The organism is Sphaerospermopsis sp. LEGE 00249 (assembly GCF_014299995.1).
In the GTDB taxonomy this organism is placed as follows: domain Bacteria; phylum Cyanobacteriota; class Cyanobacteriia; order Cyanobacteriales; family Nostocaceae; genus Sphaerospermopsis; species Sphaerospermopsis kisseleviana.
Window position 1 is genome coordinate 180975 of record NZ_JACJUZ010000001.1, and the last position, 14573, is coordinate 195547.

A 14573-nucleotide genomic window follows, 5' to 3' on the forward strand; every position below is an offset into this window, starting at 1 on the left:
AAATCAGCTATCAACCAGAACTGTATTAGTCTATTCTGGTCATATCTAACTGAGACTTTGTATTGGGAAGACGATCCAGATATCCTCTGAGAATTTCTGCGATCGCACTGGCATGGGGATGTCGTAGTAAGTTCATATGATTACCGGGTACAGTATGTACATCGACACCTCCTTTTGCCAACTCACCCCACCCCCAAGTTTTATCTTCATCAAGTTGGACATGTTTTGTGATCAAAAGAATAACTTTGCCGTCATAAGATGATGCCTTATACCGAGATAAAGCCCGAATATTATCTATCCACATCTTTGCTAGACGAAGTGTGAGACGAACTTGCTCACATTTGGTTATTTTTTGGGGATTTTGGATAGCAGAATCATGACCCAGAAATGACAGAATCTTCTTGATTAGACCGTCATTCTGCTCATAGCCATTCGATTGTGACAACAATTTTGGTTCCGTAACTCTGATGAGGGCAAGGTAATCATAGACCCAAGGCCACATATCTGGTATGCTGACAAATAAACCAGCTACTCTTACCATATCCCTAGTTTTAAAACCCTTCCTCAAGTCAGCAGGAGCATCCAAGAGAGTTAACATTTCAACTTCTTGATTTGCTTGTTTGAGACGAATAGCCATTTCATAAACAATGTAAGCTCCTAGTGACCAACCTGCCAGTAAGTAAGGACCCTCAGGCTGAATTGAACGAATAGCTTCAATGTAATAGTCAGCCATTTCTTCAACTCGTTTCAAAGACCATTTGTCTTCGGTTAGTCCTGGTGATTGTATCCCATAGACAGGTTGCTCTGGTCCAAGTTGATAGGCTACAGGGTAATAAGGAAAAATAACACTAGCCAACGGGTGAATCCAGAAGAAAGGTCTCTTGTTGCCATTTGGTTTGATGGGAACTATACAGGGATAAGATTTGAGAGCTTCTTCAATATCTCCGTTACGATTTCCCGCTTTTTCTGATGATGAATCGGGCTGTTCAATAATTTGAGCTAATTCTGCAATGGTGGAAGACTGGAACAGCACCCATAACGGCAAATCAGACCCAAAAGTCTCTTGTATCTGAGATACAATTTGCGCTGCTAGTACCGAATGACCACCCAGTTCAAAGAAGTTATCATGGATACCTATTTTCTCTAGACTCAGAACTCTTTGAAAGATTTCAGTTAGCTGACTTTCCACCTGATTGCGAGGTTCTGTTTGTTCAGTAACTTTCAATCCTGTGTAAGTCTGAGTTAACTGTTTGATGTCAACTTCCCCTGCATCTGTTAAAGGCATTTCATCCAGCTGAACAAAATGGCAGTGAGTCAAAGTCCCAAATCGATCAGCTACGCCAAGCTGATGCAATTGTTCAATGGACAATTGATCAGTGTTGCTGGTAAATAAAGCTGTTAATTGCTGTAAATTCTGGCAATCTAGCGTAAATCTCTGAATATGGTACTTCTCACCATCCAATCCTATGAAAACATTGCTAGAACCATGTGCTAAAGCTACTAACAAGGAATCCATGCCTTGAGATGGTGAAATAGCACAATAGCCCCTAGCTTGACTAAGCTCTTTCATGGGATATCCACGACTCATACCCGTTTCGTCCCACATACTCCAACTCAAGCAATAGCTGTTCCCATAACTGTGTTGTCTTTGATAAGCACTAAAAGCTTCTTGGAAACTGTTAGCTGCGGCATAAGCACTCACACCTGTACCCCCAAAGAAACTATTGACTGAGGAGAAGTGGATGAAGAAACCATGATTCTGATCTTGCAATAGGTGATGGAGTACCCAAGTTCCCATGACCTTTTGTTGCAACCCTGCGATTAAGCTTTCTGGGCTGGCAGATGTTATTAATTGTTCTTGCAGAACTCCTGCTAAATGAATTACCCCATCAAATTGAGTTTGCCACTCAGATGATAGCAAATCAAGAGTCTTTTTCATGTCATCCAGGTTACAAATATCAACATCTTGATAAATAACTGAACCTGGAAGTTGCCTTAACTCTTGATAAGCTCGAATTTTAGCGGTTAATTGATCTTCACCTGCGTTGATATTTTTCCCACTGCTTTCATCTGGTAAAGGAGTCCGACCAATTAACAACAACCGAGCTTGGTAATTCTCTAACAGATACTTGGCAATCTTAACACCAATTCCTCCTAATCCACCAGTAATTAAGTAAACTCCACCTTCTTTGAAAGGAAGTTCTTGTTGGGGTTCGTTTTCCCAATCTGCCTTTTGTAAACGAGGAACTAAGCGTTGTCCGTTTCTATAGGCCACTTCTGCTTCAGGAGTCGAGACAGAAAATTCTGACAACAAATTACTCCTATTAATTTCCACCTCAGTAATAGGTAAATCAATGTGGCGACATTCCAACCAAGGGATTTCCTGCGGTATGGTTTTCAGGAAGCCTAAAACAGTTGCTTTTTGATATGCAATCCCATCAGTTGGTAAAATAAATTGACTGCAACTAGCTACAAACAACAACTGTATCCGCTCTTTTGTTTCTAGCACCTGCTCTAGTGCTTGGACTAAAAACAGTAAGCTATACAGTCCTTTTTGTTGACTAATCTCCAAAGTTTCCAAGTCGGAGATACCAACATTATTGGTTTCATAATTCCAGAGGTGGAAAATATGACCAATGGTATAATTATCAGCTTTTAATGATGTAATTAAACGCAGATAATCTGCTGCCTGAGCAGGATTAATTACATAATCTTCTTTGCTAATTGCAGCAAAATTATTTCCTGCCGCAACTGTAATACAAGGATAATTTTGCGCTTCCAGTCTTTGGGCAACTGATTGCCCTAATCCTAAATCATCTACAAAGATAACTACAGCTTGTTTGACAGTAGAACTAGGATTAATTCGCGCCTGTTTCTGACACCAGACTTTCTGATAAAACCAATCAGGAATTGTATTTTTTCCTAGTTGAATATCAATTTCTTGAATCAGCGTTCTAAAATCACCAGCTTCTAGTTTCTGTTTCAGTTGAGAACGCTGAATTTTACCACTAGTAGTTTTAGGAAATTCCTGACGTTCTACAGGCAGGACATAATAAGGAGTAATTCCTAACTGAGTGGTAACTTCTCTTCTGATAGCTTGAATAAGTTCGCCGTCGAATTGAGAATTGGTTTTATCTGGTGAAAAGAAAATTGCTAATCCTTCTGTTCCTGTTTCTGGGTTGGAGAATGCACAAGCACCTGCATAGGTGGGAGCTACACCATCAATGCTATTGACAATATCTTCAATTTCATAGCAGTAATAATTAGCTCCGTTAATGATGATAATTTCCTTCTCTCTTCCTGTTAAAACTAGACGACCATTGAGAATAAATCCTAAGTCTCCGGTATTAAACCAACCATCCCCCACAAAAGCTTCTGCATTGGCTTTGGGATTATTTAAATAACCAGGTGTGACTACTTTTCCTTTAATCTGTAAACGCCCAATTACACCTTCTGGTAATAGGGAATTTTGAGCATCGGTAATGCGAATTTGCACCCCTGGAACTGGCAGCCCAAGATCAGTAAACTCAATCACATCAATGTTGGCATCCGTGGTTAATTCTAATTGACCACCAACAGAAGATTTCTTAATCCGATAAATATCAGTTTGCTTGTTAAACTGATTTTGATAAGTCATGCAAGTACAAACTTCAGCCATACCAAAAGCTGGTTGCATAACTTGATCAGAAATCCCAAAAGATGCCACATTAGCTAAAAATTCTCTGACAACTTTAGCCGTTACCTGTTCTCCTGCATTCATTAAGAATTTAACTGAGGAAAGATCCCAAGTATGACCAGGATTTTTTGCCAGTGCCTCACTAATTAACTTAAATCCAAAGTTTGGTGTCCAACTGTGAGAAACGCGATATTCCTCCATCAAATCTAACCATTTTAAGGGGTTAGCTAAGATCACTGCCGTTGCTACTTCGATTTGTTGACAACCCAAATATGTGTCTTTAAAGTGGCAGGTTAATATAGGTACAACGTGATCAACTGGCAACCAATTCAGACAAATATCTTGAGTTTCATATCCATTAAATTGTTTAGCTGCATGGATATGAGCAATGATACCTTGATGAGTTTCCTGAATACATTTAGGAACCCCTGTGCTACCAGATGTTAGCTGTAAGAAAGCAACTTCATCAGGGCGACTAGGATAAAATTCTGCGGTTGGTGAATAGTTTCTTAACTCGCCTACAGAACAAATTTTTAACTCTGGTAGGGATAATAATGAACGCAAATTGCCCAAAGATTCAACCAGGGAATCACTGGTTAAAATACATGGATGTCCTAATAATTCCCATGTATTGTACAACTTATTCACAACTGCATTTTTCTCTGTGTAAGTGGGAGCTACGGCTACGGTTACAGGTTGAATTCCTCCCAGAACGCACGCCCACAAGGTGGGAAAATAATCTCGCAGAGAAGCAATTTGCAAAATAACTCGCTGTCCTGCTTGCAAACCTTGATTTCGCAAGCCGTTGAGAATGCATTTAGCCTCATCTAATAGACTAGAGTATGTTTGAAATTCCCTTTCACCTTTTGCAGAGATATAAGTAATACCTTGGTTTTTACATCTAGTGGCTGTTTGAATTAATGCTTCTGTTAAAGTTTGGGGGGCATCCTCTGGAATGTTGAGCGTACCACCATCACTAATTGCAGGTGTGGTAAATTGTGGTTTTTCTGTAGGAACAAGACCAACTACGGAAGCAGTTTCGGCAACGGGTAGGGAAATTGCTGTTTTCTTTGTTCCTGGTGGTAGTAGTTTTCCTAAGTGCAGTGGTGAGGATGCAGGTGTGTGACGTGGACTTGTAATTACCACTGCTTGATCAATTTCGGGATGGCTGTTTAATTGTTGCTGCCATTTGTCTAAAAGTTTGCTATCAATCACTTCTAAAGAAGTCAAAATCTGCTCATCAATTTGCCCTGTTGCAGTTAAAGGTAAATTAGATACTTGCAGATATGCCACTGGCAACATATAAACGGGCAATTTAGCCTGTAAGTGAGCATTGAGAGACTCAGTTGATAGGGATGTGGAGCTAACCACGTAAGCAATGAGTTTACCCTCCCGCGCCAGAACATAGCAGTCTTCTACACCAGAGATTGATAGTAACTCCTGTTCTACGGTCTGGAAATTGATCCGGTGTCCACCAATCCAGGCTTGCCGCTGTATTAATCCTAATACTTCTAAAGATCCATCTCGGCGCAGACGACCCCAGGTTTTAGTTCTGAATAAAGTTCCCAATAAGGGGTGTTCTATCACCCCTGTGACAGTTTTTTCTTGATTATGTAAATCGGCATCACCAAGATCACCAAGATAAATTTCTCCTTCCACACCAAAAGGAACTAATTCTTGATGATGATCTAATACATAAATGGGTGAATTTTCTACCCATTCAGGATAAATAAATCTATTATTTTGAGCTTTGATAGCAGGGTCTTGGCATACCTTTAATATCTGCTGTTTCTCAGTTTCATTGAGCAGTGGCAATTGACTAATTTTTTGTTGGGGATTGGAGACAATTGCTGTTAATAAAGTTTGGAAATGTCCTGCCATCTGGGCAATTGTCTGTTCATCAAATAAATCAGTGTTGTATTTAAAAATACCCACTAGAGATGAACCGCTTTCTGCTATCACCAAATCTAAATCAAACTGACCGTCCATTAAGGACATTTCAAAAGGTTTGAGTTTAAATCCTTCTTTCTCTATTTCACCTCCTGAAATTAGTTTTTGTACCTCCTGAAATTGTGACAAACTTTGTAAACCTTGCAACTGAAAGTTGAATGAGGCCTGAAAAATAGGAGAGCGGCTAGGATCACGCCGTGGTTGCAGTCGTTCTACTAATAAAGCAAAGGGAAAATCTTGATGGGCTAATGCTTCTGAGACTGTGAGGCGAATTTGAGTGAGAAATTCCTGAAAACAGGGATTTTCTGAAACATTTGCCCGCATGACTACTGATTCTACAAAGTTCCCAACAGTGAAAGCAAATTCTGCTTGAGTTCTACCTGCGGTGGGAACACCCACAATAATATCTGCCTGTCCTGTGTAACGATATAGGAGAACGTGAAATGCTGCCAGCAGAAGCATAAATTGGGTTACGCTTTCTTTTTGCGCCAGATGTTTGAGTTTTTCTGTCAGTTGAGGTGATAGTTGTAAATGATAGGAAGCACTGTTATAGGTTTGGATGAGTGGGCGGGGTCTGTCGGTGGGTAAATTAAGTATAGGTAACTCTCCTGACAATTTTTGCCGCCAGTAGTTCCAGAGTTTTTCTCCTTGAACACTACTTAATAATTCTCTTTGCCAACGTACATAATCTACATAGGAATAATTTAGCGCAGGTAAGGATGGTTGCACTCCTGATTCCAGTGCGGGATAAATCTCGACTAGTTCTTTCATCAGTAAGAAAACGGACCAACCATCAACTGCAATATGGTGTACTGTCAGCAACAAAATATGTTCTTGCTCAGAACAAGTAAATAAACGCACCCGCAAGATGGATCCATTTTCGATGTCAAAGGGGTGCTGGGATTCTTGATAGACTTTTTGATAAAGTTCCTGCTTATTCTCAGTAGAAGCATTGATCTGTTGAAAGTCTATTATTTGATTTTGATCAATCTGTTGAAATGTTTTATTACCTTGTTTGGGAAACTTGCTCCGCAACTGTGGATGGCGTTCTAATAGGGTCTGAAAGGTTTTTTGCAAAGTTGTCACATTTACATGGGAACAGATTCGACAGGTAAATGGCACGTTATAAATTCCACTCTCTGGTGCTAATTGCCACAGAAACCACATGGCTTGTTGACTGTAGGAGAGGGGATAGATATTCAAAATTTCTGGGGTATCATGAAGTAACTGTAAAATTTCAATTTTGTGCTGTTGTAGTTGGGCTATGACATCAGGAGTTAATGTACTTTTAATACCCCCAACGCGTAATTTTTCCCCTTCTGTCCACAATTTCACTCCTTGAAAGGACAGGTCTTGTAAAAATTCTACTAATTTCATAGTTCTATCTCAATCCAATTATTATCTTTGACATTTGTTGCTAGAAATTGGTCATTACCTTCTGGCTCAACAGTTTGAATAACATTGAGCAAATCTAGTTGGTGGTTGAGCTTAGTTGATAAGTGAACAATACTTGCTCCTTCCATGAAGATGGCGATAGGAATATCTAATTTTAAGTCGGTTTGAATTTGATTTCGCAACTCCACAACCATGAGGGAATCCATGCCCATTTCCAAGAAGTTCTGCTCTGTACTGGGCAGTTGAGAGCCTTTAAAGCCTAAAATTTTTCCGACTAGCCTTTGTAGATAAGCTGTTAATAAAATTTGGCGATCGCTGTCTTTAACTGCCTCTATTTCTTGGATAACAGTTACATTTTGCAGGGAAGTTGACTGTTGTTGTTCTTGTTGTCTTACTTGCTCAAACCTATTTTGAATTCCTCCTACAATTTCCCTTTGTACAATATTCAAAATGCTCTGGCGACTGATGCGTTTTCCAGTTACTCCTTCAATTTCCGCAACTACATTTCCATGTTCGTCAACCAGTAATACATCAATCATTAAAGTCTCTGGATTACTGGTTTCTTTGTGGGATATTCCCACTTGACTCCATAATTGAGAACTGGAACTACGATATAGTTTTAAACGCTCGATCCTGATTGGTAGATATATATCAATCACACCAACTTGATCAATATTCAGTTTCAGTCCATATACTGAATGCAAGCAGGCATCCAGTAGGGCTGGATGTATTTTGTATTGTTCTGCCGCTGGGGAAAGCTCTGGTGATAATTGTATAAAGCCCAAGGTTTTATCCTCAGTCTTCCACAGACTTTTTACTGCTTGAAAACTCGAACCATAAATTATGCCTTGCTCTTCTAGTTCCCGGTATAAAATTTCCGTGGGAACTTTTTCCGTGTATTCCTTTTGCAATAGAGGCAAGTTAATCACACCAATTTCTGATGTTTCTTTGTCCTGGGAGATTTTACCCGCAACGTGGAGTGTGCAAGATTGATTTTCTAAGTTTTGTTCTTTATTGAAACTGAAAATTTCAAATTGATAAGTATTATTTTCTAAATTATTGACAACGATTTGGACTGTTGTATATTCCGCTTCTGATAAAATTAAGGCTTGGTAAAGATTGACATCTTCGAGAATTAAATGATCTGATTTTAAAAGATTTGCTCCTGCGGCTAAAGCCATTTCTAAATAGGCTGTAGCTGGTAATACTGGCTGATCAAAAACTCGATGGTCGCTGAGATAAGCAAGTTGATTTATACCGATTTCGCATTGAAAACGCTGTTCTTTTGTCCCCGCTAGGCGCATTTTATAACCAAGCAAGGGGTGAAGATTTTCAATGGTTGGCAAATTTGGCAAATATTGTTTTTGGTTTGGGACTGTAGTTCTTTCAATCCAGTATCGCTGTCTTTGAAATGGGTAGGTAGGTAATGCAACTTTTGTCCGGTGATCAGCACGGTCAAATCCTACCCAATCTACTTTGAATCCAGCTACATACAACTGTCCTAAACTAGAAAGTATCGCCTGCGAGTCATTTTCACCAGGACGCAAGGAAGGCAACCACCAACCTTGACTATCTGGTAAACATTGACGACCCATTTCCAATAATATCGGTTGGGGTCCAATCTCTAGGAATACTTGCGACCCAAGTTGATGTAATGTCTGCATACCGTTAGCAAACTGCACTGTTCTAGATACATGATTTACCCAATATTGGGCTGTTGTCATGTCTTGATCAGCAACTTTGCCAGTGACATTAGATATTAATGGAATTTGCGGTTGATTATAGGTGATTTGATTGGCAATGGCTAAAAATTCCGCTTCACCACCAGATGCTAACTGCTGCATCAATCTTCCCTGATGGACAATGAGTTTGAGTCCATGTTCTAAGCTGAAAATCCCTGCTACAGTTGCGGCCACATACTCGCCTACATTATGTCCCATAACTGCTTTTGGTTGAATACCCCAAGATTTCCACAGTTGATACAGGGCATATTCAAAGGCAAATAAAGCTGGTTGGGTATAGGCAGTTTGCTTTAATAATGAAGATGCAATTTGTTCTGCTGCTGGTTCAGGATATAGTATCTCTAACAGTGAATGTTGCAGATAGGGGCGTAAAATCTCCTGACACTGGTCAATAGTTTGGCGGAAGACTGGCTCAGTATCGTAGAGTTGTCTGCCCATGTTGATGTATTCAGAACCTTGTCCAGTAAATAGGAAGGCTATTTTGGGCAACTTTTTAGGAACTTGACTGCTGACTAATGTAGCGGTTTCCTGAGCTTTGGTAAAAGCAGCTAGTTGTGCAATTAATTGCTGTTTATCCTCAACCACAACAGCTAGGCGATGGTCTTTGAAATGCTCTCTTCCTGTATTCGCTGTATAACAAATATCTGCTAATTCTTGGTTGGGATGAGCTGCTAGGTGATTTTGATATTTACTCACCAATGCTTGCAAAGCTGGTTCTGTTTTTGCCGATAAAGTTAACAAATGACAAGAACGCTCCCGCAAATTCTGATTTTTAGCTTGATTTTTAGCTTGATTTTTAGCTTCTGGGGACGCTGCTTCTAAAATCAGATGAGCATTAGTACCACCAAAACCAAAGGCACTCACTCCTGCCAGTCTAGGTTGTTCTTGGGCTGGCCATTCCTGGAGTTCTGTGGGAATTTGAATAGGAGTGTTTTGAATTTTAATGTAAGGATGTAGTTCTTTTAAATGCAGATGTGCCGGAATCTGGCTATTTTGCAGAGACAAAACTACTTTGATCAACCCTGCGATCCCCGCCGCTGCTTCTAAATGACCAATATTCGTTTTGACTGAACCAATCCAACAAGGTTGATTTGCTTCCCTACCTTCCATTAACACTGCTTTGAGAGAGTTCACCTCTATGGAATCTCCCAAAGGAGTTCCTGTTCCTTGAGTCTCAACATAGCTGATTTGTGATGGTTTCACCCCTGCATTGGTTAAGGCTTGGCGGATCACTGCTTGTTGAGCAGGTCCATTGGGGGCTGTCAGTCCATTGCTGAAACCATCTTGGTTCACAGCAGAACCTCTGATAATTCCCTGAATATTGTCTCCATCTTTTAGTGCATCAGAGAGACGTTTGAGGACTACTATTCCACATCCTTCTCCCCGGACATAACCATCGGCAGCAGCGTCAAAGGTTTTACAACGACCATCTGCTGCTATCATTTTCCCATGAGATAGGGAGATTGTTGCTTCGGATGACAAAACTAAGTTAACTCCCCCAGCTAAACAGAGATTAGTCTCTCCACTCAACAAACTTTGACAAGCATAGTGGATGGCTACTAGTGATGAAGCACAAGCCGTATCTATAACTAAACTAGGACCTTTGAGATTTAATAAATAAGACAAGCGATTAGCAATAATGCCTAAACTTGTCCCTACTCCATTGTAAGGGTTAATTTGAGCATTTTCTCTGGTTAAAATTATACCATAATCATAATTTGCAGCACCTAAGAAAACTCCTGTAGGAGTGCCACTAATTTCTGTTGATGGTACTATCCCTGCATTTTCCAAACTTTCCCAAGCGACTTCTAAAACCAATCTTTGCTGGGGATCTATACGTTCTGTCTCTCTGGGAGAAATTTGAAAAAAATGGGGATCAAATTGGTCTACTTGTTCTAAAAAGCCACCTCTGATGTTGTCAGATTTGCCAGTGGTAGGAACTACGGAATGTTGGGACAATAAGTACCTATTATCAGGTCGTGATGATGATAGTTCGCTAATCGCATCAACTTTATTAGATAGAAGTTCCCAAAATGAGGTGGGATTGTCAGCACCTGGAAATCGGCAACCAACTCCTATAATTGCTATTTTTTCCATTTTTTAAATTGTTATAGAAAACAGAATTTATGAACTTTACAAATTACTCATGAATCTGAGTTTACTAATAATACTTTGTTTGTGGTTTTTGGCAATGATTGATTTGATTTTCAATCAAGCTGTAATTTCAAGTGTAATTTCAGGTGTAATTTCAGGGCTGTTCCTTGGATTTGTAAGCAAGTTACAACCCTGAGAATAGATGTGTTTTAATTCCCGCTGTCGGTATTTTCCTTTAATGCGTAATTGTGAGCAAACTCATTAAAGGCTTTGATATTATTTTGGATTGATTTTTTAATAGAACCTCCTGAAGCCATCACACTCATATTGCGGTTTACAGGCCACAAGTAATCTAGCTGCTTTGCAAATTTACGCAAGTCTGATAATAAGTGATTGTGTACTTTGAGATTAACATGGAATCCTTGATGCTCTTGACACAGGCATTTTTCAATCCACTGCATTGCTTCCTGAGCAGACATATCAAATACCGGACTTTGCAAAAGTTTCATGAGGAAAATGATTGCATCACCATCACTCAAAAAGCGGTTGGTGGATATTCCAGAAATAGCATTCAGGTTTTCATGCTGTGCCTGTAATATAGCTAAGTTGGCAATCCATTTTTCATATCTTGATGGCTTTGGTAAATATTTATGAAAGTCTCGACCTAGAAATAGGGATGTGGTTGTATGAAAAGCCTCATCTAAAAAATGATAGTGAGATATAGCTGTTGGGCTGGCGATAAATTCATTATTTTTTTGCAATTTTTTGTAGTAAGTATGTAAACCAAATTCATGATTTTTCAGTCCTAGATTAGCCATGTAGCGCACAGCATAAAAATTCGCAGCTAAGAAGGGATAACTTCCCCAGTTATCAGAGAAAAACTGTCTTCTCGGTTGAGTTGATTTTCCCGAAAAACCATTGAAAAATCCATTGGTAGGAAATGACACTTGGCTCTTAGCTTCTTTTCCATCTCTGCTATTTTCAGTTTCAGATGGCTTCTTGCTTTTGAGCATGAACATAGCGATCAAGTTGGCAGCAGAGGATAAATAATTTGAAGATTGCACCCTTTTCTGCTCGCGTACAGAAACCTCGTCGGAAACGGGATTAATCAGGGCTTTCTTGCCTAGTAAAGCTTTAGTAGTTTTGTAATTCACCAGGGAAAAAGCATGAATGTGGTGGCGTTCTTGGGAAGTTTCATGAGCTAACAGTTCCACAAGCATTTTATATTCACTATTGGCAGCCATGAGGCAATCTGCTGTGATGGTATTGTAATGAATTAGCTCAGTTTCACTATCAGCAACTCTCTTATAAAATAAGACCCAATGTAGGTGATTAAGAGCTAATTTTTGAGAAAGAGATGCTTGTTCATATAGTGGAGTACCATAAAGCAGTGAATGTTCGGGTTCACTCCAATAAGCATTACTGTTACTAGTATATTTAAAGTTTCTATCGAGTTCTTGGATTTTTTCCGTGTAGTCGGAGTCTAGGTTATTTCCATAGTTCTTTTCCAAGAGAGGGATAACTTTATTAATTTGAGATGTTGGTAAAGTTTCAGTGCTAGTAATCATGAGGATGTTGCTACCTTATGTTGTAATTGATCATGCTGATTGGATGTTCGTCAAGTATAGGAATCCTATTTGATTTTTCTATTTGATTTTTGTTGGCGATCGCTTGCACTCACTTTGTGATTACAAAACTCCGTACACCTAAATCCTCTACAACCTTTTTGTTGTTTGCCTGACTAGACAAAGACAAATCAATATAGCTACGCCAAGTAAGCTATCATCAACCAAACCGAATTCCTATATATTGTTGAACATCAAAACTGTCAAAACTAGGAGTTTAAAAACAGCCGGAACTATAATTCTCAGGCGGAAGCAATTACGGATTCGGAAAACTGCTTAAAGGTTTTGAGGTTATTATGGAGAGCTTTACTAATTGAAGCTTCCGAAGCCATAATCCCCATTTCACGGTTTATCTTCCATTGATAATCAAGACAACCAAAGAATTTCTGCAACGATTCCAAGAGGCTTTGATGATATTTTAGTCCTACATGAAAACCTTCGTGTTCTTGACAGAAACACTTTTCCATCCAATCGAGTGCTTCTTTTGTTTCCATCTCAAATAGAGGGGACTTTAAGAGCTTGTAGATAAAAACCATTAGCAGGGGATCGTCGGCACCACAACGATTGGGGAAGACTCCAGAAAAACCATTTAAGAGGTTCCGCTGCATCATGTAAATTATCATCCCAGATACAAATTTCTCGTAAGCAGTTGGCTTCGGGAAATCCTTATACATATCTTTGGCGATGGTTTGAGAAATTGTGGTGTGGAAAGCCTCATCCATTAAGTGGTAATAGGAAACGGCTGTTGGGGCTGGGATATATTCGCCTTTTCGCTCTAATTCTCGGAAATACTTCACATAGCTATACTCATGATTTTTCAGAACCGCATTAGCCATGTAGCGTAAGGAATAGTACTGACAGGCCATAAATGGGGACATACCCCAGTGAATAGTAAAAAACTTTAACCAGTAACGTGGTGCGATTCTTCCTCCTAGACCATCTGCTGGTGCAGGAATCGGCTGGCCTTTTGCTTCTAAGTCTCGTAAATACTGAGAATAATACTGTTTTTTATCTCTCAGCATTGTTTTGGCGATCGCGCTTAAGGTACGATCTCGATGTACGGAAAATGGGGAATTTCCCTGACCAGAGACAAAGAACTCCCGTACAGAGTTAGGTATTATAAGTCTCAACCAACTATTATTATCTTTCTCTGAGTTTCCATAGGCAGAATTCCCCAACGTTGTTTTTCCAACTATAGCCATTTTTGTTTTGAAACCAATCTTTTGAAAGGTGCGAATATGGTAGCTTTCCTGTTCGGTTTCAAAATCCAATTCCTGACAAAGTGTTTCATAACTACCAGTGCTACGAAAAACTCCATTCGTTACTGTGTTATAAATACTTGTATTTGCTTCACTGGCAGCAATATGGTTGTAGTGTCCTACCCAAAAAAGATGGTTGAGCGATAGTTTTTGTGAGGCAGAAGCAGCATTATAAAGGGGAGTTCCATACATCACAGAAAGTTCCGGATCACCCCAGTAATAATTGCTGTTGATTTCGTAATCAAACTCATTTCCCAAATCTCTAATTTTCTCAGTGTAGTCTGATTCACTGTTGTTTTGATAAGTTTTGGATATGAGTTGCAGATGTTTTTTCTGTTGTGCTTGTGGCAGGCTCGAAGTTTGGATTGTGGGATCTAGAGTTTCGTTACTAGCTAACATGAGTTTCCCCAGGCAAAATACTAATGATTTTAATTTCTATTGACACCAAAGATAGGTAACATCTTAGGCATTTTCTAACGCTTTTGCTTGGTTTTATTGAGCTAAATGCGCTGCTAGGTCTGCAATTGTGGGGTAATCATAGAGAGCTGTTGGCTCTAGCTCTTTTCCTAACCAATCTCCTAAATCTCCCGTTAAAATCACTGCGGCTGATGAATCTAAACCATAACGGGAAAAATTAGTCTCTACATCTACTTCTTCAGCTTCAATTTCTAGCAGATCCGCAACATAGGAAACTAGCCATTCTCTAATTTTTACTGCTGTCAATTCCTGGGTCTGTTGAGTAGTTGTGTTATGTTCAAAAAGTTGAGTCATTTGTAAACCTTGATTTTAGCTATAAGTGAAATAAATTCGCACAGATTTTCAGCTTTTTATT

Annotated in this window: 5 protein-coding genes; all 5 read right to left on the reverse strand. The window is 39.4% G+C overall.

Annotated features, from left to right (window positions below; genetic code table 11):
* Window positions 1-25 precede the first annotated feature (25 nt).
* Window positions 26-7003, reverse strand: coding sequence for an SDR family NAD(P)-dependent oxidoreductase (locus H5968_RS00845; protein WP_187038412.1), 6978 nt, complete (start codon window positions 7001-7003; stop codon window positions 26-28).
* Complete coding sequence (locus tag H5968_RS25340; protein ID WP_255426998.1) at window positions 7000-10860, reverse strand: beta-ketoacyl synthase N-terminal-like domain-containing protein; 3861 nt, start codon at window positions 10858-10860, stop codon at window positions 7000-7002. The genes H5968_RS00845 and H5968_RS25340 overlap by 4 nt, the downstream gene beginning before the upstream one ends.
* A gap of 206 nt (window positions 10861-11066) precedes the next feature.
* On the reverse strand, window positions 11067-12425 hold the full coding sequence (locus tag H5968_RS00860; protein WP_187038413.1) for a hypothetical protein: 1359 nt from the start codon (window positions 12423-12425) through the stop codon (window positions 11067-11069).
* A 299-nt stretch (window positions 12426-12724) separates the two neighbouring features.
* Complete coding sequence (locus H5968_RS00865; protein ID WP_187038414.1) at window positions 12725-14140, reverse strand: hypothetical protein; 1416 nt, start codon at window positions 14138-14140, stop codon at window positions 12725-12727.
* 93 nt (window positions 14141-14233) lie between these two features.
* Entirely contained in the window at window positions 14234-14512 is a 279-nt protein-coding gene (locus H5968_RS00870; protein WP_187038415.1) for an acyl carrier protein, read from the reverse strand.
* Window positions 14513-14573 lie beyond the last annotated feature (61 nt).

Excerpts from the sequence above, each read along its gene's own strand:
- H5968_RS00845 (WP_187038412.1), bottom strand. The coding sequence starts at position 7,003 with ATGAAATTAGTAGAATTTTTACAAGACCTGTCCTTTCAAGGAGTGAAA.
- H5968_RS25340 (WP_255426998.1), bottom strand. The coding sequence starts at position 10,860 with ATGGAAAAAATAGCAATTATAGGAGTTGGTTGCCGATTTCCAGGTGCT.
- H5968_RS00860 (WP_187038413.1), bottom strand. The coding sequence starts at position 12,425 with ATGATTACTAGCACTGAAACTTTACCAACATCTCAAATTAATAAAGTT.
- H5968_RS00865 (WP_187038414.1), bottom strand. The coding sequence starts at position 14,140 with ATGTTAGCTAGTAACGAAACTCTAGATCCCACAATCCAAACTTCGAGC.
- H5968_RS00870 (WP_187038415.1), bottom strand. The coding sequence starts at position 14,512 with ATGACTCAACTTTTTGAACATAACACAACTACTCAACAGACCCAGGAA.